This window comes from Dorea sp. YH-dor226 (assembly GCF_039832105.1).
Classification (GTDB): Bacteria; Bacillota; Clostridia; order Lachnospirales; family Lachnospiraceae; genus Dorea_A.
Map to the genome: position 1 here is coordinate 148,446 of NZ_JBDOHS010000007.1, position 25,247 is coordinate 173,692.

Here is a 25,247-nt window from a genome sequence, read left to right on the forward strand (position 1 = left end):
GAAATTCATCATGAAAAAATTTGTTTGTACAGTATGTGGTTATGTTTATGAAGGCGAAGCTGCACCGGAAAAATGTCCAGTATGTGGCGTTGGCGCAGATAAGTTCAAAGAGCAGGCTGGCGAAAGAGAATGGGCTGCAGAGCACGTTGTAGGTGTTGCTAAGGGCGTTAGCGAAGACATCCTTGCAGACCTGAGAGCAAACTTCGAAGGCGAATGCTCTGAAGTAGGTATGTACCTTGCAATGGCAAGAGTTGCTCACAGAGAAGGATATCCGGAGATCGGATTATACTGGGAGAAAGCTGCTTACGAAGAAGCTGAACATGCTGCTAAATTTGCAGAATTACTCGGAGAAGTTGTAACAGACAGCACAAAGAAGAACCTTGAGATGAGAGTTGATGCTGAGAACGGTGCAACAGCTGGTAAGTTTGATCTTGCTAAGAGAGCAAAAGCTGCTAACCTTGATGCAATCCATGATACAGTTCATGAGATGGCAAGAGACGAGGCTAGACACGGAAAAGCATTCGAAGGCCTGTTAAAGAGATACTTTGGCGAGTAATCCCATTTAATAAAAATGAGGATGAATCCCGGATTCATCCTCATTTTTATATAACAGACATTCTTATGAATTTATATCATGCCATTTTAATAATACATTTATAAGGAGGAACTAAACTATGTCAAAATATGCAGGAACAAAAACAGAAAAGAATCTTATGGCTGCATTTGCAGGAGAATCTCAAGCACGTAACAAATACACTTACTACGCTTCTGCTGCAAAAAAGGCCGGATTTGTACAGATGGCAAACATCTTTGAAGAAACTGCAAATCAGGAAAAAGAACACGCTAAAATGTGGTTCAAAGAATTTCACGGAATCGGAACTGTAGAGGAAAATCTTGCTGATGCTGCAGCAGGCGAGAATTACGAATGGACAGAAATGTACAAGCAGATGGCTGAGGATGCCAGAGAAGAAGGCTTCCCGGAATTGGCTGCAAAGTTTGAACTGGTTGGCGAAGTAGAGGCTGCACACGAAAAACGCTACAACAAGCTTCTTGAAAATTACAAGAATGGAACTACCTTCAAGGGAGATGCTCCTCTTGGATGGAAATGTAACAACTGCGGATATATCTACATCGGAGAAGATGCTCCGGAAGTATGCCCGGTATGCGCTCATCCAAAGGCTCATTTTGAACGCAAAGCTGAAAATTATTAATTCCTTATAAGACATATCAAAGAGGGAAAGTTGCAAAATTTTGCAACTTTCCCTCTTAATATATCGGTAATTTTTACAAGTACCGTTTAATCTGTTTTCTTACACCACAGAAAGTCATGTCCCGGAACCACAATATCTTTCAGTTCCAGTTTTTCATCTGTCATCAGACTCCTGAAGCTTCCCTCTTCCTGCATCCACGCAGTTTTGGGCTGATCACTGAAGTTAAACAGTCCGATCAGATATTCTCCCTGATATTCTCTGAAAATTCCCAGTATCGCATCTTCATGAACATCATAGGTATAGACATCTGCCTTCTGATCAAATACATTTTCCTGTCTCCGGATCTGTTCCAGACGATCCAGTGCCTGAAAGATAGCGCCCTCAACACTTAATACATCATGTCTGTTCTCTGCAAGTTCCCAGTGAAACTGTCCACGGTGAATATAGCGGGAATCCTCTGCTTTTTCCGGATCCTGTTTATAACTGTAATCATTCGTCTGCCCGATTTCATCACCACTGTAAAGCATCGGAATTCCTGACTGGGTCAGCATATAGGCATGCAGCATAATATCCAGACGCACCGCTGCCTTCATTTCCTCATCACCGGAATCCTCCAGCTTCTTACCCTGAAAGCCCGCACATTCCACTCCGCACATAGATGCAATCGTCCCACAGAAACGGGCATCCTGCGTTACCGGATCGTCATTGTACAGCTCACCGCGGCTGACGCTTTCCTCCACCTTTCCGGTAAAATAATCATTCAGATATTTCTTATGCTGCGGTTCATTCATTCCCCATTTTCTTAAGGTCGGATAATCTAATCCCCAGCCGATATCATCATGACAGCGCAGATAATTCAAAAATGTATACTGCTTGGGCAGACTGTTCACAATATCCATCTGCTGCTTCAGCAGGCGGACATCTTTCGTTGCCACACTGTTCCATGTCGTTGCCATCGTCGTAACATTATACAGCATGTGACATTCCGGTTTCTCCACTGTTCCAAAATAAGGAACCACCTTTTCCGGTTCCATGACCACTTCTCCCAATAAGAGTACGCTTGGGCACACAATCTCACTAATCATTCGCATCATACGAACGATCGTATGTACCTGCTTCAGATTTCGGCACTGCGTTCCCAGTTCTTTCCAGATATACGGGACTGCATCGATCCGGATGATATCCATCCCCTGGTTAGCCAGGTACAGGAAGTTATACATCATTTCGTTAAATACTCTTGGATTGCGGTAATTCAGATCCCACTGATATGGATAAAAAGTCGTCATCACATAGTGGTCCATCTCCTGCAGATAGGTAAAGTTCCCCGGTGCCGTAGTTGGAAATACCTGTGGAACCGTCTGTTCGTATCTTTCTGGGATCCTTCTGTCCTGATAGAAGAAATACCGGCTCATATACTCCCCGTCACCCTGTCTGGCACGTCTGGCCCATTCATGATCTTCGGAAGTATGATTCATGACAAAATCCATACACAGGTTGATTCCATTCTGATGACACCTGTCCGCAAGCTCTGCAAGATCATCCATCGTTCCAAGATCTGCTCTTACTTTCCGGAAATCAGATACTGCATATCCGCCGTCTGAACGCCCTTTCGGAGTATCCAGAAACGGCATCAGATGAATGCAGTTTACATTACATTCCTTCAGATAAGGGAGCTTTTCTGTCACGCCTTTTATTGTACCCGCAAAATTATCAATATAAAGCATCACACCGAGCATATCTTTCTTTTGAAACCAATCCGTTTCTTTTTCGCGATATGCATCTCTGATTTTCAATGATTCTCTACGTTTTTTATAATACTCATACATCTGCGAACACAGTTCAGCAAACATATCATCATTCTGATATAACTCCATATACAGCCATCTGAGTTCATCATGATGTCTGCTTAACCGTTCTTTGAATCTGACATCCTCTTTCGATTCCATTGTCTTTATCCTCTCCTGAATTGTTCTCTATTCAAAGATTTCAAAATGCAGCTGATATCCCTGATATTCTCCGGTTTCTACCGGAACAGGAATTCCTGCGTCCATCAGAGCTGCTCCGCTGTACATTTTTCCGGTATTTTTCTCCTGATACATCTCACCTGCATTCAGTCCTCTCATTTTTACATAATTGACCGTCATATTTCCATGAATCTCCTGCATCACCACATTCAAAAGAGCCTCTTTTCCATCCTCCGATGCAAATTCCCATGCACATATTTCATCGTGAAACGGATCAGACAGACGATAATACTTTCCATTTTGAATCAATGGTGCATATTTGTGATAATCTGCAATCTGCTTTTTGACTTCTTCCTTCTCTTCCTTCGTCAGCGCACCAAGATCCAGCTCATAACCGAATGTTCCGGCCATCGCTGTAATCCCTCGTGTCTTCATTGATACAGTTCTTCCGGTCTGATGATTTGGTACAGCCGACACATGAGAGCCTACTGCGGAAACCGGGTAACCAAAAGAAGTTCCATACTGAATTTTCAGGCGATCTATGGCATCTGTATTATCGCTGCACCAGATCTGCGGCGTATAATATAACATTCCGGCATCAAACCTTCCACCACCGCCGCTGCATCCTTCGATCAGCATGTCCGGATATCTCTGTACCAGCCGTTCCAGAAATTCATATACCCCCAGAACATAATCGTACATAACTCTTCCCTGATCTTTTACAGACACCGAATAGATATCCATCAGGCTTCGGTTCATATCCCATTTTACATATTCAATATTGCCCTGATCCAGAATCTTACAGATCTGTTCGTAGACATAATCTACCACTTCTTTTCTTGAAAAGTCCAATACCAGCTGATTTCTCGCACGCACCGGAGCTCTCCCCGGAATTGCCAGTGCCCAGTCCGGATATGTCCGGTACAGATCACTGTCTTCAGATATCATTTCCGGTTCAATCCAGATGCCGAATTTGATGCCAAGATCATTGATCTTCTGAATCAGATCTCCTAATGTTCCACCAAGTTTTTCTTCATTTACATACCAGTCGCCAAGTCCGCTGTTATCATCTTCTCTTTTTCCAAACCAGCCGTCGTCCATCACCAGCATCTCAATATCAGCTTCTTTTGCATGCTTTGCAAGCTCATAGATCGACTCTCCTGAAAAGTCAAAGTAAGACGCTTCCCAGCTGTTGATCAGTACCGGGCGAACCGTTTCTTTATATTTTCCACGACACACATGATGACGAATACACGAATGCAGATTTTGAGACAGCTGATTTAATCCTTTATCCGTAAATGTAATGATTACTTCCGGACAATAAAAAGTTTCTCCTTCTTCCAGTGGATAACGGAACATCTCCTCCTGAAGCCCCATCAGGATACGTGTTTGATTAAACTGATCTTTCTGTGCCTCTCCCTGAAAATTTCCGCTGTATACAAATGACATTGCATAACCACATCCAACATCTTCTGTTGTCCCTTTTTCCGCAAGGATCATCATTGGATTATACTGATGACTGGAAGCTCCTCTTCTGCTTCCGATCACCTGACTTCCATGAACAACAGGAACTCTCTGAAAATTACGTTCCATTGCATGACGCCCGTAAAATGTAATCAGATCATACTCTCCATACAGAAAATCAAGGCATGCGGACTGAGCCTTCTCCAGATAGATTTTTCCAGATCCACCGTTAATAATCTCTGCACTCCTGGTAATCACATCCAGGTCCGTAAGTACTCCATATAATAGATTGACCTGGAGACCCGTTACCCGGTCCTCCAGCTCAATTTTTAACGTCTGGGCCTCTTCTTCATCCGCATATACTGCCGGAAGACCGGGAAGTCTATATTTTCCTTTTGTAATCTCATATCCCCTGTATCTCAGATCACAACTGAACGTACCATCCGCATTTTCAACAGATAGAGCCACACTTCTGTAATCTCCATTTCCGAGACAGGGAAATTCCTGAGGCAGGGAATCCATAGAATATGTTCTGTCATTTCCTGCATCATACGGATTACCGGAAAATCCTCTGTCATAATAAGTCAACAGGTAATCCATACATCCCGTTACTTTTTTCCCGTAGTACAGATGCAAAAGGAATCCATAGTCATCTACCTTCATCTGATAAGTTGTTGTCATTGTATGTATCGTAAATGTTCTGTCTGTTTGACAATAGATAATTCCCATAGCGATTCTCCTTTTTAATGATGTAATATTTTAAGAATTATTTAACTGCACCATTTACTACACCGTTCAAAATCTGCTTCTGACAGATCAGATAGAAGATCAGAATTGGTAACAATGCAAGCAGATATGATGCAAATGCCAGATTGTAATTGGTTCCAAACTGTGTCTGGAAGTTCAGCTGTGCCAGCGGCAACGTTGTATTGCCGGAACCTGACATGATAACCAGCGGTGTCATAACATCATTCCATGTTCCGAGCGCTGTCAGTACTGCAACCGTCGCATGCATCGGCTTCATAATCGGAAAGATCACCTTCCAGTACGTTGTCCATGTGGTGGCGCCATCCACACATGCAGCTTCTTCCAGAGCCATTGGGATATTGGTAAGATATCCGGAATAGAGGAGCACATTCATCGGCATATAGAATACAACATATAGTATAATCACACCCGCCATATTTGCAAGTCCCATCTGTGCCGTCTGCTTTACCAGAGGCATCATCAGAATTGCGAATGGAACAAACATACCGCTGACTACATAGAAGTAAATTCCTTTGTAAAATTTACTGTGTGCCTTATTTCTTCCGATTGCATATCCGAGCAGTGAATGAATCAGGATAGACAGTATAACGGTAATCATCGTAATCAGGATACTGTTTCCGAGAGAGTGCCAGAAATCTGTTACTTCCATTGCTTCTTTAAAATTATTCAGACTCCAGCTTTTCGGAAGAGACAGGATTCCGGCAATGCTGTTTGTCATCTCTGAAGGCTGCTTAAATGCGATCATAATCGTCATATATAATGGAAATGCTACAGTGATCAATCCCAGAATCAATAAAATTGTCAAAGGCCAGTTTACTCTTTCTTTTCCTATGTTCTTTTTCATTACAACTGCTCCTCCTTCTTACCGGTGATCGTCATCTGGAATGCAGAAAGTACCACAATTACAATAAAGAAGATTACTGCATTGGCACTCTGGAATCCAAACTGTCCGCCGCCCATACCATTGTTATAAATCAGATAAGAGATAGATTCTGTGCTCTGAGCCGGTCCACCTTTGGTCAATGCCATAATCTGATCAAATACCATCAGGAAGTTCTTCACACAAAGTACCATATTGATGGAGAAGAACGGAATAATCAGTGGAAATGTCAGATGCTGAAATTTTCTGAATCCAGTTGCTCCGTCAATTGCTCCCGCTTCATACACATCCTCCGGAACTGTCTGCAGACCGGATATATATATGATAGTATTCATAGCAATAGACTGCCATGCACATACAATTACGACCGCAATCCAGGCCAGTTTTGTATTGGACAACATACTGGAAGAAAATGTACTGCTTCCAATCATCTCTCCAAATGCAGGGAGAATATAGGTAAAGAAATAGTTGAAAATATAACCGACAACCAATGCTCCAAGTACATTCGGGATAAAGTAGGCACCCCTCAGTGTACTCTTGAATTTAATCTTACTGTTTAATCCCAGTGCAAGCAGAAGACTGACTACATTGGTCAAAATTGTTGCAACAATCGCAAGTTTAAACGTAAAAAGATAAGAATGTCCCACTCGGATATCCGTAAACAGATCTATATAATTTCGAAGCCCTACCCAGTCAAAGCTTCCGTATCCACGGAAGTTTGTAAAACTGTAGATCACGCCCTTAATCAGCGGCAATGTGTTAAAACAGAAAAACAGAGCCACGATCGGTATCGTAATCAGTAAAAATGTCCGCTCTCTGCCGTTCATTTGCTTTTTCTTCATTTTCTATCTCTCCTTCCCCTAATTTTCATTTGCATGTTCTTTTTCGTAATCCTGAACTTTCTGGATAATATCACGATTGTATCTTATCCAATCCTTGTCAAATTTCTTAAGAAATGCATCTGTGTCTTTTTTCATGAGGAATGTCTGAATCTGTGCATCAACTGACATTTCTGACGGATAATAGTGATCCTGATAGTCTGCCATTCTTCCTTCTTCAATATAGGTTCTCATTCCATCCAGCATAGAAGACAGTTCGAAATCACCTTCTTTACAAGGTACTGCATTCTGTGCATCCAGGTAAGCCTGTACACTTTCATCCTTCAAAAGGAAATCCAACACCTCATAGGCAGCTTCCTTATTTTCACAGTCTGCCATTACACAGAACTGCAGGTCAATACCGGAATTCAGTACATTATCCTCTTCCTTATCATTTGCCGGCATTACAAAAGAATCAATATCCATGTCCGGATTTACCGTCTGAATCTGAGGTACTGCATAGCTTCCGATCGGATACATCGCTGCTTCTCCATTTGCAAAGGCCGTACAGGCTCCATTATAGTCATAAGCAAACGGATCATCCGGTCCGTACTGAATAGTTTCCAGCATTTTTTCAGCAGTTTCTCTGTATTCATCTGTAAATGTTGTCTCACCTTTGTTCACCTGACGGCATACATCGATGGGTGCGAGACCTACTGCAAGCGCATTCCACGGTGCAAGACAGGTCCATGTGTCCTTAAAACCGAAATACATCGGCAATATACCTTCTGACTGAATCTGTTCACACAGGCTCATGAATTCATCCCATGTTTCCGGGATTTCCCATCCATGTTCTTCAAACATTTCACGATTGTAAAGAATTCCGGCTGCGTTTGCAACATAAGGAACGGCATAAGTCCCCTCCAGCGGTACAAATTCCAGTGCCTTATCAATATCCCTGTATGCCTGTTTAATATCATTCAATCCTTCAAAGTCTGATATATCCATAAGGATCTCAGCATCCATGAAATTAGAAAAATTCACGTCACCACCGATTCCGATAATGTCCGGATTATCTTCCCGGATAAATCTCGTTTTCAGCACTGTCATTGCATCATTTGGCGATTCAATCGTCAGATGAATATCATCATGTGTTTCATTGAACTTTTCTTCAATCTGTTCAAATGTTTTTACCGCCTCAGGTTTGTACTGAACAAGATTAATCTCTATTTTTCCGTCGCTTTTGTCTTTTGTTCCACAACCCTGAAGAGCCATGGCCGCAACCATACAGAGGATCAGTCCTGTACTGATTAATTTTTTTCCTCTTTTATACATCTCTCATTTACTCCTTTCCAACATGTTTGTCGGCTTTTCTCCTGATTATCCCGGGATTATGTTGCATTTCATCAGGTTTTTTTCGTTTTTCTTTTTCACAAAAAAATTGTAACATGCCTTTATGCGTCCATAAATATCCATATTTCTCTTGTTTTATATCAAAATACAACTTTTTTCCCGATATATTGAACTATGCAAGCATTTTGGTATATAATACAAAAAAATCACCAAAGGAGGGCATTATGAACAACGTACTTTTTTCTGTTTTTCCCAATGAAAACTTTGTTGACCTGGGACTCTACCAGTATGGCTGGGAACACTGTAAGCCTTCCCATTCTTTTGGTCCTGCTGCCAGAAATCACTACCTGTTTCATTATGTAATATCCGGAACCGGAAAATTGCTCGTAGACAAATCTCCGGGAAACACCGTAGAATATCAGATCAAAAGCGGACAGGGCTTTATGCTGTTTCCACATCAGATCAATACCTATATTGCTGATCACGATCTTCCCTGGGAATATGTCTGGATTGAATTCGATGGACTGAGAGCCAGAGAAGCTATCGAAATCGCAGGGCTAAGACCGGACAATCCGGTATATCATGCAGGCTCCAAGGATCTGAGAAATGATATGATGAATGAAATGCTGTATATCGTCCAGCATTCTACAGAATCTCCCATGCACCTGATCGGGCATCTGTTTCTTTTTCTTGACTATTTTATGCGTTCCGCACATTCAGTCAGATTAAATCAAGGAGGAAAATTGAGAGATTTCTATATTAAAGAAGCTCTTACCTTTATAGAACAAAATTTCCAGAATGATATCACAGTGGAAGACATCGCTGATTCCTGCGGACTGAATCGCAGCTACTTCGGGAAAATATTTCATGATATCATTGGCAAATCTCCGCAGGAATTTCTGATCAGCTACCGCATGACAAAAGCAGCCGAACTCTTAAAACTAACAGGTCTGTCCGTTGCGGATATCGGAAATGCCGTCGGATATCCGAACCAGCTGCATTTCTCGCGTGCATTTAAAAAAGTATATGGAATATCACCAAGAAACTGGCGCAATGAAAATCGACTGGAACCTTTAAAGTAATCCTGCATTCTACACCATCCATCCGGCCAGCAGTACACTTGCAGCAATGCCTGCAAAAGTTGCAAAAAGAGCACCTCCGAGCGTGTACCTCGTTTTTGTGACTTTTGCGGTCATGTAATATACGCTCATTGTATAAAAAACCGTCTCCGTGCAGGACATACTGATGGAAGCAATAAGACCAATATATGAATCCGTCCCATATTCCTTATACACATCCAGAAGAAGACTTGTCGCAGCGGACGACGAAAACAATTTCACTACCGTAAGCGGAACCAACTCCCCCGGGAATCCAATCCTTTCAGAAAACATGCCGATCATATCTGACAGAAAATCCAGGAATCCGGAAGCTCTTAATATTCCGACGGCCACCATCAGACCAACCAGCGTCGGCATGATCCTGATCACAGTAAAAAATCCACTTTTGGCACCTTTGACAAAAGTATCATATACATTGACCTTCATTAAAAGTCCATAACAGATAATCCCAAAAATCACAAGCGGCACAATAAAATCCGCCAGATATAATACGAACTTCATTCCTAAACTCCCTGTTATCCACAATATCCACTTAAAATATATGCATAACTACAGGGGAATTTTCATTGGGGACGGAGGATTTTTAAAAATCCTCCGTCCCCAATGAAAATTCCCCTGTCCCTTTTTAATAATCCACATTTTCCACACATATAATATAACAATTTCCACCTTAAGGTGACAACTATGTTAAATTATCTCTGGGCCGGTATGATTCTGACCGGGATCATATATGCTGCTTTTACCGGGCGAATGCCGGACATCACCAATGCTGCCGTGGATTCTTCTAAGGAAGCTATTGCTCTGTGCATTACCATGATGGGAATCATGTCTTTCTGGGTCGGAATCATGGAGATAGCCTCCAAATCCGGTATTATCAAGTCTGCTTCCGAAAAAATACTTCCTTTTATACAATTTCTATTTCCGGATCTTCCTCTAAACCACCCCTCTATAGGCCACATTACCACCAATATTATCGCCAATATCCTGGGGCTTGGCTGGGCAGCAACACCTGCCGGTCTGAAGGCAATGGAAGAACTGGAACATCTGGAAGAGGATCGAAGGCTTGGTCTCCTCTCAGGACCGGTCCGTAAAAAAGGAGTTGCCAGTAATGAAATGTGTTCTTTTCTGATCCTTAATATTTCTTCACTTCAGCTGATTCCCGTGAATGTAATTGCGTATCGGAGCCAATACGGAAGTGTCAATCCTGCCGCAATTGTCGGTGCCGGAATTATCGCTACATCTGTGAGTACTCTGGCTGCTATTCTGTATTGTAAACTGTTTGAACATGACAACAGCTAAAAAATTCCCGGCACAAAAATAACGGGATATCACACATGAAACTCATTGTCTGATATCCCGTTACGGATGATCTGCTATATTACTCATTTCTATCTACCTTCGAATGAACATTATCTTCCTGTTTTTCTACACAACAGTTCTAAAGCTTTCATAATATTCTTCCAGCATTGTTCTGATCTTTCTCATCTTCATCTTCATAAATCATTCCTCCTATCTCAATATTTGAAATTTGTCAATACATCTCTCCCACATATTTTTAAAATTTATCTCAATACCTTTACGGGTATCAATTCATTATTAATAAATCATTCGCCTTGTTTATCCATACACTTACCCTATCAGTTCTCACTGGATCCATGTCCTTACATTCCTTCATTCTGTTTTATGGATAAAGGTACAGGGTAGACTTTTGCTTAGGTGCTGCCTCATTGGGCTGATGGAGGAATCCTCCTTATCCCTGTACCAGTATCGGCACTATAAATCTGTTAAGCCGCCTGCAGCTGGCTCTTTCTATAACTTCCGAAGACAAGCTCCGGTTCATAATAAGCTTTCTTTTTGGACAACGTAAATATAAGGGTAAGCACCTTTTTGCTTACAACTACCAGTGCCTGCATCTTTTTCAGCGGATTATCTTCCCTTGTTTTCAGGTAATCATAGAGTTGACGCATCTCCTTATTGGTTGCTACCATCGTAAGTGAAATCTGATACAACACGCTCCGCAGATTTTTTCTGCCTCGCTTTGAAATACACGTTCCACTTTTGTTTTTACCGGAACTGTCCTCTATTAGGTTATATCCCGCCAAACGGCTCATCTGTCTTGCATCTTCAAAGCGTAACGGATCTCCTAGTTCACCCAGACATGTCGCAAGAGAAACTACTCCCATACCGGTTATGCTCAACAAGTATTCAGATACTTCTGTTTTCTTCAATGCTTCTGCCATTTCCACTTCTAATTCTTCCAACTGGCTTGTTATTAACTCCAGTTCTTCCATCAGTTGCTGTATTTTAAAGCGTGCTGCATATTCACCATAATCAACACCTATGCTGTCTCTCGCAACTTCTACCAGCTGTGCTGCCTTTTTTCTGCCAACCGTCTTTTTGACTGCCTTCTTAATTTCATCTAACACACCATCTTCCCCTAATTCCAATATAAACTTAGGAATAGGGCACACTTTCAGAAGGTGCATTGAGGTTTTCCCTTTAAAAGGATGCTTGAATACTGTTTCAAACTCTGGAAAATATTCATCCAACACTGCAGTAATTGTATTGATGATGGACTTTTTTCTCTTATTCATGCTTTGCCTGGTCGTTGTCAGTCCCCGTAATTCTGCATAGACATCGTGCGGAAGATATGTATCAAAATATCGTCCGTCCTTAACCAGCCTTGCTATGGTAAGTGCATCCTTCTTATCTGATTTTGTCTGGCTGTTGTCGTCCAGCTCCTTTGCCTTTTTTTGTATGATAAGGATTTACCAAAACAACTGTGATTTTTGCCTGCTTCAACAGAAAATTTGCAAATGCCTTCCAGTAATGTCCGGTTGGCTCCATTCCTACGATAACCTTATTAAAATCTTCCTTCTTGCAGATTTCATAAATTCTTGCTAAGATTGCATTGAAACCATTTCGGTTATTTTCAAATTTAAGAGCCTTGTTATGTTCGATGCCACGACAGTCTACAAACCTTGCCCATTGATTATGCTTGGCAATATCGACACCGACAATTAAGGTTTTAAATGTGATTGCTTCAAGTTTTTCGTTTAAGCGTTCCTTTAAATGGTTTCTTTTACTCATGTTATAAAATCTCCTTTGTTTTCTGATGTATTAAGTCGCCAAACTCATATACATCATACGGGGAGATTTTATTTTTTTCAAATTTCATGTTCTATAGGAATGCTTAATGAAACTCTTGTTTACTTTTTAAAGGTCCGTCCTGACTTCCTTTTCTTGATTATAATTTAACACATTGACTGCATATTGTAAAATATATATAATAAACATATAACAATACCTTTTAGGTATAGTATTTTTATTCTTATAAGGGGGAAATTTTATGGAAATCCGTCATATCCGATACTTTCTTGCTGTTTCCGAAGAACTTAATTTCACCAGAGCCGCTGAAAAGCTCTGTATGGCACAGCCGCCTCTCAGCAGACAGATTCAGGATCTGGAAAACGAACTTGGTGCTAAGCTTTTCATCCGAAAACCACATGCCCTGCAGCTGACAGAGGAGGGTATCTTATTTAAACAATACGCCAGCCAGATTCTTGATCTGGTAAATAAATCAACGGAAGACATCCGGGAAATCAAAAGCGGACTGCAGGGCACCCTGTATCTGGCATCTGTAGAAGGACACGCACCCAGACTGCTTTCCGAATGGATCGCTGCATTTCATCGAAAATATCCTCTTGTTCAATATAATCTCTGGAACGGCAATTCTGATGACGTTGTTAACCGCGTCACAAAAGGATTATGCGAACTTGCCATAATCATGGAACCACACATCGCAGAAGGTCTGGAGTCCATTCCTGTATATCAGGAACCCTGGATCGCCATGATTCCAAAAGATCATCCACTGGCGCACAATAAAAGCTCAACTCTTGAAGCCGCCGATCTGCTTCCGTATGATCTTATCATTCCTTCCCGGGCTTCCAGACTGGATGAGATTAACAACTGGTTCCAATACACCGGACAAACACCCACCATTCGCTGTCGCATGGCTCACATGCTGAATGCCTATGAACTGGTACGCCAGGGTGTCGGTATTGCAATATATCCTGCATCCGCAGCAGATATTGCCAATTCGGATATAAGTATAAAAGAAATTCGAAAACCATGCGTAAAAGCATCCTACATTTTAATCTGGAACAAAAGCCATCACCTGTCACACATCGCTCAGGAATTTATTACATATATCCAATCCACTTTAATCAACTAAAATGGGGACGGGGAATTTTTAAAAATCCTCCGTCCCCTACTTTAATTTATATCATCCGGATTGATGTTTCTTTGCTTCAATTTTAAGTATACAATTTCCCGGAACAATGCATACATCACAGATACCACCGGAATAAAGATCAACATTCCCTTTATTCCCATAAGACTTCCTCCGATACTGACTGCTGCCAGCACCCAGATTGACGGAAGTCCCACCGAATTTCCCACTACATGCGGATATATCAGATTTCCCTCTATCTGCTGCAGAACCAGAAACAGAATCACAAATATCAGTGCCTGCAGAGGATTCACCATAAAGATCAGGAAAGCGCCGACCACACATCCGATAAACGCACCAAATATCGGGATCAATGCGGTAAATGCAATTACAATCCCGATAAGTAATGCATATGGAAGCCGGAGTACGGCCATTGTTACAGCAAACATTGTTCCCAGTATGATCGCCTCAAAGCACTGCCCGGTGAGAAAACTGGAAAATGTTCGATAAGTCAGCGATATCACTTCCAGTGCAGCCTCTGCCCGTCCTTTTCTCACAAATGCGAATAACACTTTTTTTGCCTGGATTCCAAGTTTTTCCTTCTGCACCAGTACATATATTGAGAAAGACAGTGCAATAAAAAATGTCGACAATGCGCTTATGATGCTTTTGGCGGTGTTAATCGTAGATTCTACTACATTTCCGGCTCCATTCCTTAAAAATCCTATACCGGCATTTACAACCTTATTCCAGTCAAACTTCAGGCCATTGATCCATTCCATGATTTCTTTGTTATTGTGAAACCACCTGTCTGCGCATTGCTGAATCGTAGGAATAAAATCCTGAATACTTTTTCCCAGATTGGAAAATGTATCCGCTAATTGTGGGATCAGAACAAACATAATAAATGCAATAATCCCCGTCACGCCGGCAATTACGATCAGAAGACTGATAAAACGGACTATCTTTTTCTGTCTGGCTGTTTTCTCAGGACAGACTTTCCCCTTTAACTCTTCATTTTTATTTTCATCCTCATCTGCATCATCCTTTTCTTTTCTGTAAAACAGATGTCTCTCAACAAAACTCATCGGAACATTCAGAATAAATGCAATCGCTCCTCCAAGGACAAACGGATATATAATATTGAACACAAATCGAAATACTTTAATCACAACATCATATTTCCAGAAACACATGATAACCACAGCTGTAAATACAATGAGGCCCTTTATTTTATGAATTGTTTCTTTATTTAACTCCATTTATACCTCCTGAAAAATGAGCATAATCCGATCTAACCCTTCTTTTTTATCAACTGACGTATCCACTTCAGCAACTGTATGATCGGAAGATTTAAAAGTGCCAGTCCATATACCGTAAGCAGCTGTTCCATATTAAGACTTACCACCTTGAATAATCCCTGCATTCCCGGAAGAACAAGCACTGCTGTAATAAGCGCCAGTCCCAGTAAAAACGCACCGATCAGATAGATGTTATTAAAAAATCGTTTTGTAAATATCACCGGACGATTGCTCTTGCAGTTAAATCCATGTACCAGACGGCTGGTACACAAGGTTCCAAATGCCATTGTACTTGCAAGTACGGCGTCTCCGTTCCGATAACCAATGAAAAATGCAGCCATTGTCATAATTCCGATAATCAGTCCCTCTGTTCCAATACTCGCAAGATATGGTCCGGTCAGTATGGATTCATTCATCGGACGTGGTTTTTCCTTCATAACTTCTGTTGTATGCGGCTCCAGTCCCAGCGCAATCGCCGGAAGACTGTCTGTCAGAAGATTGATAAATAACAGATGAACCGGCGCAAACGGAACCGGAAGTCCTGTTACAGAGGCATATAACACTGCCAGAATCGCTCCAAAGTTGCCGGACAGAAGAAACTGAATCGAATTTTTAATATTCTGATATACATTTCTTCCGTTTTCCACCGCTTTTACAATGGTTGCAAAATTATCATCCGTCAGAACCATATCTGCCGCATCTTTTGCTACTTCGCTTCCGGTAATTCCCATGGCAACACCAATATTGGCCTGTCGAAGAGCCGGTGCATCATTGACTCCATCACCGGTCATGGCAACAATATTTCCTCTTTCCTGCCATGCACGCACAATACGGATCTTGTGTTCCGGAGACACTCTTGCATATACCGATACGTCTTTTACAAATTCCCGAAGCTCTTCATCTGACATATGCTCAATGTCTGCTCCCTCACACGCCTCGGATTCTTCTTTCAGGATACCGATTCTTTTTGCAATTGCAGAAGCGGTGATCTTATGATCCCCCGTAATCATGATCGGTTTAATTCCTGCCTTTATACATTCCGACACTGCATCTTTCGATTCCTCTCTCGGAGGATCCATCATCGCGATCAGTCCAAGGAAGGTCAGCTCCTGTTCATCTTCAGGCGTCAGCTCTGCGCCCTGCTCTGTTTCTTTATAAGCAAATGCCAGAACGCGAAGTCCGTCTCTTGAAAATTCCAGGTTCTGCCGCATGATCTTTTCCTGATCATCTTCCGTAAACTCTCTTACAGTATCGCCAATTCTGATCCGGGTCATGCGCTGTATCAACACATCAACAGCACCTTTTACGACCATCAGATACCCTTCTTCCATCTCATGTGCTGTTGACATGAGTTTTCTGTCGCTGTCAAATGGAACCTCCGACTTTCTGGGATATTTTTCTCTGATCTCTGATGCTTCCAGTCCAAGATTACTGCCAAGATTAATCAGCGCAGTTTCTGTAGGATCTCCGATCTCCTGCTCATTTTCATTCGTGGAATCATTGCAGAGCATACTGAACTTTAAAAGCAGTCTCTGATTTTTATGATCCATATTGAGATCCGATGTTGGGATTCGTTTTTCATCTACATAATAATCCTCTACCGTCATTCGGTTCTGCGTAAGAGTGCCCGTTTTATCAGAGCAGATAATTGACACACTTCCAAGCCCCTCCACTGCCTGAAGTTTTCGTATAATAGCATGTTCTTTTGCCATCTTCTGTGTCCCGAACGACAATACGATGGTAACGATAGAACTCAGTGCTTCCGGAATCGCAGCAACTGCAAGTGCGATTGCAAAGAGAAACGCATCTCCCGCAGAACCGCCCTGCCATACATTGACCCCAAATATGATTCCACAGAATATCAGGATGAGAATCGAAAGTTTTTTCCCGAAATCATCCAGATTAACCTGAAGCGGCGTTTTCTTCTCAGAAGTAGTCTTCAGAAGTCCGGCTATCTTACCTACCTCCGTTCCCATTCCAATCTCTGTCACTTCATAGATTCCTCTGCCATACGTGACAAAACTTCCGGAAAATACCATGTTTGTCTGATCTCCAAGAGCCGCTCCTTCCGGCGCTTCATCCAGTGACTTTTCCACCGCAATACTTTCTCCCGTCAATGCACTCTCATCCACCTTAAGGCTTGCACATTCTGACAGTTTTCCATCTGCCGGGATACAATCACCCGCTTCAATGATTACTTCATCTCCGATCGTTACTTCTCTGGATGGAATCTGAATCAGTCTTCCGTCACGCATAACCTTTGCTTCCGGTGCCGACATCTGCTTCAGACTCTTTAAAGACTGCTCTGCCTTTACGGTCTGCACCGTTCCGAGTATTGCGTTGATGGTAATTACAACAAAGATAACAGCTGCACTTTCCGCATCTCCCATGATTCCTGATATAATCGCTGAGATGATCAGAATGATTACAAGAAAATCCTTGAACTGTTCTGCAAATATCTGCAATACACTTTTCTTTTTTCCTTCCACTAATTCATTAAATCCATACTTTTCCTGATTATTTCTGGCTTGTTCACTTGTCAGCATTCTAATTCTCCTTTCTCGTCTGACATCTATTATGAAAATAAAAAAGAGACTTTTATTGCACATAAACTACATGCAATAAAAGTCTCACCATTTCATTACGATACGGATGAATCATCATCGTATTGACGTCATCGTAAACACCCGTCTTTTACAAACGAATGCCAGTTACTCCCTCTTATTATTTTATAATATACGAAAATTTATTACTCTTGTCAATTTATTTTTTATAAAAAATTATATAAAATACGAATGTGCTTTCCTGCCAAACTCAGAAAAGCACATTCAACTGAAGGGTATGATATCAATCAAAAAACCTAATTGTAATAATTAAATCGCTCTTGTATACTTTTTCAGCCACTCTTTCTCTTCTTCCTCCAGATACGGAGACACTTTTTCATATACCAGTGCATGATATTCATTCAAAAGACGTTTTTCTTCTTCTGACATCATCTCCGGCATAATCGCATCCAGATCCATCGGGATCAGAGTGATTGGTTCAAAGCACAGGAATTCACCATATTCATTCTTCTTCCATGCTTTTACAAGAAGCTCATTCTCAAGACGAACTCCGTGGGATCCTTCAAAATAGATTCCCGGCTCATCTGTCAGTATAATTCCCTCCTCAAACGGATGGGTATCTTTCACACGGTACTGCCAGCGGAAGTTGGTCGGTCCTTCATGGATATTCAGAAGATATCCGACTCCATGTCCTGTTCCGTGATTAAAGTTAAGTCCTCTGTCCCAGAACGGTTTTCTTGCAAGGATGTCCAGATTCATTCCATTACATCCTTTTAAGAATTTTGCACTTGCAAGCTGGAGATTACTGATTGCAACCATAGTAAAATGCTCTTTCATAATATCAGGAATCTCTCCAAGCGCATATGTTCTTGTTACGTCTGTAGAACCTTCATAGAAGCCTGCTCCTGTATCCGTCAGGAATACGGATCCCTCTTTCAGCTCTACGTCCGTTTCCTCTGAAGAAGTATAGTGACAGAGGGCCGCATGTTCTCCATATGCAGAGATCGGCTCAAAGCTTGGACGGATAAAATTACCCATCTGTACACGGAACTCATCCAGTTTCTCAGAAGCAGTCATCTCTGTAATTCTGATTTTTCCTATATTTTCTTTCAGCCATTTCATAAATCTGATGTGCGCTACACTGTCTTTTAACTGCGCTTTTCTGATATTTTCGATCTCAACATCATTCTTAACAGCCTTAAATAAGATCTCCGGATTACGCGCTTCTACCGTCTTTACCTCTTCCGGAATATTTCTATAGATCGCATAATTAATCTTTGCTTCATCCAGAAGAACCACTTCCTCACCGGCAATTTTTTTCATATCTTCATAGATATCGTTGTACGCATGAATGGAAATACCGTCTTTTGCAAAGCTTTCCTTCATCTCAGTTCCGAGCTTTCTTTCATCTATATAGAGATCCACGCCATCCATTTTAATCATGGCATAGCATAAAACCATCGGGAAGAAATCTATATCGTTTCCACGCATATTTAAAGTCCAGCAGATATCATCCAGAGTAGTAAGTACATGAGCTGTCGCTCCATGCTCTTTCATAAACTCACGGATTCTGGAAAGCTTGTCTGCCGTTGACTCTCCTGCATACTGAACATCGAGTGCAAACGCCGGCTCTTCAGACATTTTTGGACGCTCTTCCCAGAAAGTATCAACCAGATCATATTCATATACAATCTGTCCGCCTTTTTCTGCGACAATCTTTTCATATTCCATTCCTTCACCCATGGATACTACTCGTCCGTCAAAACCGATCGTTCCATTTTCCGGAAGGTTCTCGCGCAGATATTCTTCAATCGTCGGAACACCCGGCTCTCTCATCTTCATCAGCTCTACAGTTGTTCCCTCAATCTGCTTTGCTGCCTGAATAAAATATCTTCCATCTGTCCATAAATATGCTTTTTCTTTTGTCACAACAGCAGTTCCTGCAGAACCGGAAAATCCGGTCATGAATTTTCTCGCTTTAAAATATTCCCCTACATATTCACTCTGATGAAAATCAGCTGTTGGAATAATATACATATCAATTTCTTTTTCGGCCATCAGCTCACGAAGCTTTGAAAGTCTTTCACGAATGTTCATTTTACCTCTCTCCAATTCATTTATTAAAAATGATGTACAGGAAGCTTCTGCATCCTGTACATCTGTTTCATTAGTCTACCAATGCAGCTAATTTCTTATCCAGAGCAACCATGATGACAGCAGAAACTAATGCAATTACTGCAACGATTCCACATGCAACTCTGAATTCCAGATTACCGCCAAATAACAATCCGTATACGTATCCATAAGATTTTGCAGCGATAAATGTTGCAAATCCCCATACGGACATCATAACTGCCAGGTAACGGCTTGGAGAATATTTACTGATAAATGCATGTCCCAGTGGTGAGAAGAACATTTCACCAAGTGTCAGAAGGAATGCAAATCCAAGAAGCCAGATTACGCTGACTTTTCCATCTCCACGAACAATATCCATAAGGATATAGAAAAGGTAACCTAAACCGATTGTTGTGATACCAAGAGCCGTTTTACGGAAAATACTCATATCACCCTGTGGTCTTGCTGCAAGTTTCTTCCATAAGGAAGCAACAACCGGACCCAAGATTACACAGAACATAGAGTTTGCTGCATCAAACCATGTTGCCGGTACTTCGTATCCTCCAATAGCCCAGTTTGCATTTTCTGCCCAGTAGTAGTATACCGGAAGATATCCAAGATACCAGAAGATCCAGAAAATAATGGAGAAGATAGATGCAACAACAATAGCACCGATTCTCTTCTTTTCCACAGTTGTCATTGGCTGTTTTTCTTCTTTTTCAGAAGCTTTTCTTGCTTTTTCTGCTTCGATTTCTTCAGCAGTCATTGTCTTTTTGAATGGCAGTGCTGCTGTATCGCCTAAGAATCTCCAGCATACAAATACATACCAGAGTGCACCCAATACCATGATCAATGCTGCAAGTCTGAAGCATGGAATGAAACCTAATACACCATCTTTTGCAAATACGTCTTTATATAAGATACCAACTGCAAATGTTCCAATAAATGCGCCTACATTTACCAGAGAATAACGGACAGAAAATGCAGAGTCCATCTGTGATTTATCTGTAATAACACGTCCGATAATCGGTCCATTTTTGAAAAGAGCAAGCCCTGCGCTGACAAAGAAGATCATCAGATATACGCCTGTTGTGCTGGTTGCAACGGAACCCATGAAGTAACCGACACCTGCGATCACCATACCAATTGGTGTCGTATATTTTGCACCTATATATTTGTCTACGACAACTCCTCCCAAAAGTGGAAGCAGGTAAGAAAATGCTGTCAGGTTTGACTGCATATTTGCTGCTACTGTATCAGAAAGTCCCAGACCTCCTGTTGCTACAGTTGCTGTTACAAAGATTAAGATCAGTGAACGTCCAAGATAATAGGAAAGACGTTCGAAGATTTCTGTGCAGGCACATGCCCAGAATGCTTTTGGATAGCCTTTTTTCTTAGTTTCCATTGGTTTTTTTCCTCTCTTCCTTATTCCATTTCTTTTAAAAATGCTTTATAGCCTCTGTATACCTCATAGATATCAGATTTGCTCGTTACTTCGTGTGGCGCATGCATAGATAACACTGCAACACCACTGTCAATTACGTTCATACCGTAATTTGCCATAATATATGCGATGGTTCCTCCTCCACCGAGATCGACTCTTCCCATCTCAGCTGTCTGGAATCCAACTTCATTATCATCCATTACTTTACGGATCTTTGCGATGTATTCCGCATTTGCATCACTAGTGTTGTTTTTTCCACGGCTTCCGGTATATTTATTGAAAACCAGACCTCTTCCAAAGAATGCCGTATTCTTCTTTTCAAATGCATCTGCAAATAATGGATCGTATGCCGCACTTACATCAGATGACAGCATATAAGAATTATGTAATGCCCGTCTTACGGTTAACCCCTCGATACCACCTGAAAGGGCAGCAATCTCTGCCACTGTATCTTCAAAGAATCTGGAATGCATACCTGTCGCACCAACGCTTCCAATCTCTTCTTTGTCGACCAGAATACAACAGCTTGTACGTTTCGGATTTTCTGTTTCCAGCATTGCAAATAATGAAGTAAATGCACATACTCTGTCATCCTGTCCGTATCCGATAATCAGACTTCTGTCAAGTCCGCAGTCTCTTGCCTTCCCCGCAGGCACTACTTCAAACTCTGCTGAAAGAAAATCTTCTTCTTCCATGTCATAATTATCTTTTAAATACTTCAGAATGGACGCCTTTACCAGATCCTTTTCTTCCTCTGTTTCTGTAAGCGGCTTTGTTCCGACAAGAACATCCAGCTTTTCACCCTCGATCACTACGTTCGCCTTTTTCTCCATCTGCTCCTGAGCAATATGGATTAAAAGATCCGAAATCACTAATACAGGATCCTTTTCGTCTTCCCCGATAACGACGTTTATGCTTGATCCATCTTTCTTTGCAACCGTTCCATGAAGCGCAAGCGGAATGGTAACCCACTGATATTTCTTAATTCCACCATAATAATGAGTATCAAGAAATGCCATATCACTGTCTTCATACAATGGATTCTGCTTAATATCCAGTCTTGGAGAATCAACATGCGCCCCAAGAATATTCATTCCATTTTCCAGTGGTTCTGTTCCTATCTGAAATAAAACAAGTGCTTTGCCCATACACTCAGCGTACACTTTATCTCCTGCCTTCAGCTGAGTTCCCTCTTTTATACATTCATTAAGATTACGATAACCAGCATTTTTCGCCATCTCAATTCCAAGGACAACACACTCTCTTTCTGTCTTTCCGGCATTCAGACATTTTTTATATCTTTCGCTTAATTGCTCAACTTCCAGACATTGTGCATCTGTATACTGCTTCCACATATTTTTTCTTTCCATTTTTTACACCTCCTTTTGTTGTCAGCAGTCCCTATGTCAGATTTTATCTCTGTTTCACAATAATTACAAACAAGTTTTTCTAATATCGGAATAAGAAAAAGTTATAGCGTTATATTCTGATAAGACAAAGAAAAACCAGCCATTATCTGACTGGTTTGTGAATTTTGTATCATAATTATATCTATTAACTTATATCTCAAATGACATCCTGAAGCTCCCGATATATTTTCTGTATTCTTTTTTTGTTCTTTTCTTTACGATAAAATAATTTCAAATTACAGGATTCCTTGTAGTCTGACAATAATCGGATTTCGCCGTCCTCATATGAAAAAAAACGACTATCGGCGAATGCATACCCATCATTAAATTCTACTTTTAACTTCATGGTATCAATATTATCGTATACTGATATATCTTCCTGGGTCTGCTCTTCTGCAGCTTCCTTCTCATCCTTGAAAGCATTCTGTATACTGCAGGGATACACTTTTGTCTCATATCTTCTGTACCCTTCCAGATCCTTCAGCATGAGTTCTTCTTTATCTTTCAGAGCAGTATGACTTCCTACATAGACACCGATCGGACTTTCACAAAGAACTTCCTCTTCCAATTCCATTTTCATATCAGGCACCGGAATCCCATATCCGATAAAAATGTCCAGTTTATTCGCCTCCAGCATCCTTCCTCCCTCTCTGGGATCTATCTTACTGAAGCCAAATCTCTCTTCAGAACCTTTATAATTACTTCTGATAACATTCTGAAGCTTATCCCAGAAAATGCGATTGATAGAAGAATCCACTCCTATATCAATCGTAGGCTTTTCCTTTAACTGCTGTATCTCCTTTGACATCTCCTCGTTCAAACGAAGCATTTCCTTCGCCTTATCATACACGATCTGCCCCAATTCAGTTACTACAATCTCCCCGTTACCTCTGTCAATAAGCTTTCCGCCTATGCTTTTTTCCAACGAAGATATCTGTTGACTGATTGCAGTTTGTGATACAAAATTTTTCTTTCCTGCTTTTGTAAAACTTTTGCTGTCAATAACATCAACAAAATATTTGTATTTCCAAAGAATCATTGCCTAATTTCCTTCCTTTAATATCCTGTTCACAGTCAGGCTATAATGATCAGAAATTGCGTCGCATATTATCTGCGTATCTCTTGTCCTGCACGCATCTACCAGTTTTTTATGTATTGGATACTGTCTTTTTTCAATCTGCTTTATGTCCTGATTCCCTGCATAGCAGCTGAGTATATTTCCATAATTCATGTCTGTCCAGGCTTTTTCAAGACGCGATAATCCGGCTCTTTCAATAATCACCCTGTGAAGCAGACAGTCAAGTGAAACAACCGTCTTATAATTCGCATCTTTCAAATTCTTCATCAATTCAAGAATCGTATCCATTCTCTTTATATCTTCATCAGAAAAATTACCGTCATAAGACTGAACCGCCATAATCTCGTAATTCGAACTAAGCATATAGATCTCTTTTATATCCTCCAGAGTTACTTTACGAACAGAACATCCTGCATTTCTCTTATACTCGATCATGCCTTCCTGTTCCAGCTGACGAAGAGCCTCCCGGATCGGTCCACGGCTCACTCCAAATTCTTCTGCAAGATCCTGTTCTATAATTCTCATGCCAGAATTCAATTCCTGATCCAGAATCTTAGTTCTTATCTCTTCTACAATTTTTTCTCTTAATGTACAATGTGATAATTTTCCCATGAATGTATATCCTTTTTAAAAAGTAGATTGTTAACAATCTACTGTCAGCATAACATATTTCTACATTTTTTTCAACAAAAAAACGTAAATCCCGAAAAAAGGATTTACGCTCTCTCATTCCTGAGCGTGCGGGGATTCGAACCCCGGACAACTTGATTAAAAGTCAAGTGCTCTACCGACTGAGCTACACGCCCTTATTCAATTATTAGCAAATAAAATGCCCAGAGCCGGAATCGAACCAGCGACACGAGGATTTTCAGTCCTCTGCTCTACCGACTGAGCTATCTGGGCTTAACACATATAAATATGTGCGAGTTGCGGGGGCAGGATTTGAACCTACGACCTTCGGGTTATGAGCCCGACGAGCTTCCAGACTGCTCCACCCCGCGATATGAAATTGTAGTCTTTTCAGACTAAGCCGATGATCGGACTCGAACCGATAACCTGCTGATTACAAATCAGCTGCTCTGCCAATTGAGCCACATCGGCACGTGCCTTACGGCTAATGGATGGAGGTGGATTCGAACCACCGAAGCAATTTGCAGCAGATTTACAGTCTGTCCCCTTTGGCCACTCGGGAATCCATCCAAATTCTTTTGTTAAATGGGACCAATAGGGCTCGAACCTATGACCCTCTGCTTGTAAGGCAGATGCTCTCCCAGCTGAGCTATGATCCCATAACGACCCAGAAGAGACTCGAACTCTCGACCTCCGCCGTGACAGGGCGGCGCTCTAACCAACTGAGCCACTGGGCCTTATAGAAGGTATATACCTTCAAAACTGCATACAAGAAATATCATCCACTTACCTATCACCTTGCTTGGTCATGCCCTCGACCGATTAGTATCAGTCAGCTCCATGTGTTACCACACTTCCACCTCTGACCTATCTACCTCGTCGTCTTCAAGGGGTCTTAC

The 25,247-nt window shown here is 41.4% G+C and carries 20 protein-coding genes, 7 tRNA genes and 1 rRNA gene; 5 read left to right on the forward strand and 23 right to left on the reverse strand.

The window, feature by feature from the left end:
- Positions 1–10: 10 nt before the first annotated feature.
- Together ABE547_RS08125 and rbr are read left to right on the forward strand one after the other, a co-directional pair.
- A complete protein-coding gene (locus ABE547_RS08125) occupies positions 11–556 on the forward strand; it encodes an NADH peroxidase (protein ID WP_347378310.1) in 546 nt (181 codons plus the stop codon).
- Positions 557–674: 118 nt separating this feature from the next.
- Entirely contained in the window at positions 675–1,211 is a 537-nt protein-coding gene (gene rbr, locus ABE547_RS08130) for a rubrerythrin (RefSeq protein WP_347378311.1), read from the forward strand.
- Between the two features lie 86 nt (positions 1,212–1,297).
- Here the strand turns inward: rbr and ABE547_RS08135 are convergent, their stop codons facing one another.
- From ABE547_RS08135 to ABE547_RS08155, 5 genes are read right to left on the reverse strand one after another with little or no spacing between them, the layout of a single operon-like run.
- Complete coding sequence (locus ABE547_RS08135) at positions 1,298–3,157, reverse strand: alpha-amylase family protein (RefSeq protein ID WP_347378312.1); 1,860 nt, start codon at positions 3,155–3,157, stop codon at positions 1,298–1,300.
- 27 nt (positions 3,158–3,184) lie between these two features.
- Positions 3,185–5,368, reverse strand: coding sequence for an alpha-galactosidase (locus ABE547_RS08140; protein WP_347378313.1), 2,184 nt, complete (start codon positions 5,366–5,368; stop codon positions 3,185–3,187).
- A 37-nt stretch (positions 5,369–5,405) separates the two neighbouring features.
- Positions 5,406–6,251 carry a carbohydrate ABC transporter permease gene (locus ABE547_RS08145; RefSeq protein ID WP_347378314.1) on the reverse strand — a complete coding sequence of 282 codons (846 nt, stop codon included), beginning with the start codon at positions 6,249–6,251 and terminating at the stop codon, positions 5,406–5,408.
- Complete coding sequence (locus ABE547_RS08150) at positions 6,251–7,129, reverse strand: sugar ABC transporter permease (protein WP_347378315.1); 879 nt, start codon at positions 7,127–7,129, stop codon at positions 6,251–6,253. The genes ABE547_RS08145 and ABE547_RS08150 overlap by 1 nt, the downstream gene beginning before the upstream one ends.
- Positions 7,130–7,147: 18 nt before the next feature.
- The gene (locus tag ABE547_RS08155; protein ID WP_347378316.1) at positions 7,148–8,440 is read right to left on the reverse strand and encodes an extracellular solute-binding protein; all 1,293 of its coding nucleotides are present in this window, start codon (positions 8,438–8,440) and stop codon (positions 7,148–7,150) included.
- Between the two features lie 242 nt (positions 8,441–8,682).
- Here ABE547_RS08155 and ABE547_RS08160 point away from each other — a divergent pair, with 242 nt between their 5' ends.
- Positions 8,683–9,540 carry an AraC family transcriptional regulator gene (locus tag ABE547_RS08160; RefSeq protein WP_347378317.1) on the forward strand — a complete coding sequence of 286 codons (858 nt, stop codon included), beginning with the start codon at positions 8,683–8,685 and terminating at the stop codon, positions 9,538–9,540.
- Between the two features lie 9 nt (positions 9,541–9,549).
- Here the strand turns inward: ABE547_RS08160 and ABE547_RS08165 are convergent, their stop codons facing one another.
- On the reverse strand, positions 9,550–10,077 hold the full coding sequence (locus ABE547_RS08165; RefSeq protein ID WP_347378318.1) for a nucleoside recognition domain-containing protein: 528 nt from the start codon (positions 10,075–10,077) through the stop codon (positions 9,550–9,552).
- Positions 10,078–10,260: 183 nt separating this feature from the next.
- Between ABE547_RS08165 and ABE547_RS08170 the strand changes: the two genes are divergently transcribed.
- Positions 10,261–10,875 (forward strand): nucleoside recognition protein, encoded by a 615-nt coding sequence (locus ABE547_RS08170; protein WP_347378319.1) that lies wholly within the window; start codon positions 10,261–10,263, stop codon positions 10,873–10,875.
- Positions 10,876–11,360: 485 nt separating this feature from the next.
- Here ABE547_RS08170 and ABE547_RS08175 read toward each other — a convergent pair whose 3' ends face one another.
- Together ABE547_RS08175 and ABE547_RS08180 are read right to left on the reverse strand one after the other, a co-directional pair.
- Positions 11,361–12,002 (reverse strand): transposase, encoded by a 642-nt coding sequence (locus ABE547_RS08175; protein ID WP_347378320.1) that lies wholly within the window; start codon positions 12,000–12,002, stop codon positions 11,361–11,363.
- Positions 12,003–12,282: 280 nt separating this feature from the next.
- Positions 12,283–12,666: a transposase gene (locus ABE547_RS08180; protein ID WP_347378321.1), complete on the reverse strand. Its 384-nt coding sequence runs from the start codon at positions 12,664–12,666 to the stop codon at positions 12,283–12,285.
- A gap of 259 nt (positions 12,667–12,925) precedes the next feature.
- On the opposite strand from ABE547_RS08180, the gene ABE547_RS08185 reads away from it, so the two are divergent.
- Positions 12,926–13,810 carry a LysR family transcriptional regulator gene (locus ABE547_RS08185; RefSeq protein WP_347378322.1) on the forward strand — a complete coding sequence of 295 codons (885 nt, stop codon included), beginning with the start codon at positions 12,926–12,928 and terminating at the stop codon, positions 13,808–13,810.
- 41 nt (positions 13,811–13,851) lie between these two features.
- Here the strand turns inward: ABE547_RS08185 and ABE547_RS08190 are convergent, their stop codons facing one another.
- The 15 genes from ABE547_RS08190 to ABE547_RS08260 form a co-directional block, all read right to left on the reverse strand.
- Positions 13,852–15,069 (reverse strand): AI-2E family transporter, encoded by a 1,218-nt coding sequence (locus tag ABE547_RS08190; protein ID WP_347378323.1) that lies wholly within the window; start codon positions 15,067–15,069, stop codon positions 13,852–13,854.
- 32 nt (positions 15,070–15,101) lie between these two features.
- On the reverse strand, positions 15,102–17,654 hold the full coding sequence (locus ABE547_RS08195; RefSeq protein WP_347378324.1) for a cation-translocating P-type ATPase: 2,553 nt from the start codon (positions 17,652–17,654) through the stop codon (positions 15,102–15,104).
- A 327-nt stretch (positions 17,655–17,981) separates the two neighbouring features.
- On the reverse strand, positions 17,982–19,769 hold the full coding sequence (locus tag ABE547_RS08200; protein ID WP_347378325.1) for an aminopeptidase P family N-terminal domain-containing protein: 1,788 nt from the start codon (positions 19,767–19,769) through the stop codon (positions 17,982–17,984).
- Positions 19,770–19,839: 70 nt separating this feature from the next.
- Positions 19,840–21,192, reverse strand: a complete 1,353-nt coding sequence (locus tag ABE547_RS08205) for a peptide MFS transporter (protein ID WP_347378326.1) — start codon at positions 21,190–21,192, stop codon at positions 19,840–19,842.
- Positions 21,193–21,212: 20 nt separating this feature from the next.
- Positions 21,213–22,601, reverse strand: coding sequence for an aminopeptidase (locus ABE547_RS08210; protein ID WP_347378327.1), 1,389 nt, complete (start codon positions 22,599–22,601; stop codon positions 21,213–21,215).
- Positions 22,602–22,797: 196 nt separating this feature from the next.
- Positions 22,798–23,679: a LysR family transcriptional regulator gene (locus ABE547_RS08215; protein WP_347378328.1), complete on the reverse strand. Its 882-nt coding sequence runs from the start codon at positions 23,677–23,679 to the stop codon at positions 22,798–22,800.
- A gap of 3 nt (positions 23,680–23,682) precedes the next feature.
- Positions 23,683–24,330, reverse strand: a complete 648-nt coding sequence (locus ABE547_RS08220) for a GntR family transcriptional regulator (protein ID WP_347378329.1) — start codon at positions 24,328–24,330, stop codon at positions 23,683–23,685.
- Between the two features lie 121 nt (positions 24,331–24,451).
- Positions 24,452–24,524: transfer RNA gene (locus tag ABE547_RS08225), tRNA-Lys, on the reverse strand.
- Between the two features lie 24 nt (positions 24,525–24,548).
- Positions 24,549–24,621, reverse strand: a tRNA-Phe gene (locus tag ABE547_RS08230).
- Positions 24,622–24,645: 24 nt separating this feature from the next.
- Positions 24,646–24,719: transfer RNA gene (locus tag ABE547_RS08235), tRNA-Met, on the reverse strand.
- A gap of 27 nt (positions 24,720–24,746) precedes the next feature.
- Positions 24,747–24,819: transfer RNA gene (locus ABE547_RS08240), tRNA-Thr, on the reverse strand.
- Between the two features lie 17 nt (positions 24,820–24,836).
- Positions 24,837–24,918 (reverse strand) — tRNA-Tyr (locus ABE547_RS08245).
- Between the two features lie 16 nt (positions 24,919–24,934).
- Positions 24,935–25,007 (reverse strand) — tRNA-Val (locus ABE547_RS08250).
- A gap of 4 nt (positions 25,008–25,011) precedes the next feature.
- Positions 25,012–25,085: transfer RNA gene (locus ABE547_RS08255), tRNA-Asp, on the reverse strand.
- A gap of 65 nt (positions 25,086–25,150) precedes the next feature.
- A 23S ribosomal RNA gene (locus ABE547_RS08260) occupies positions 25,151–25,247 on the reverse strand; the annotation flags it as partial.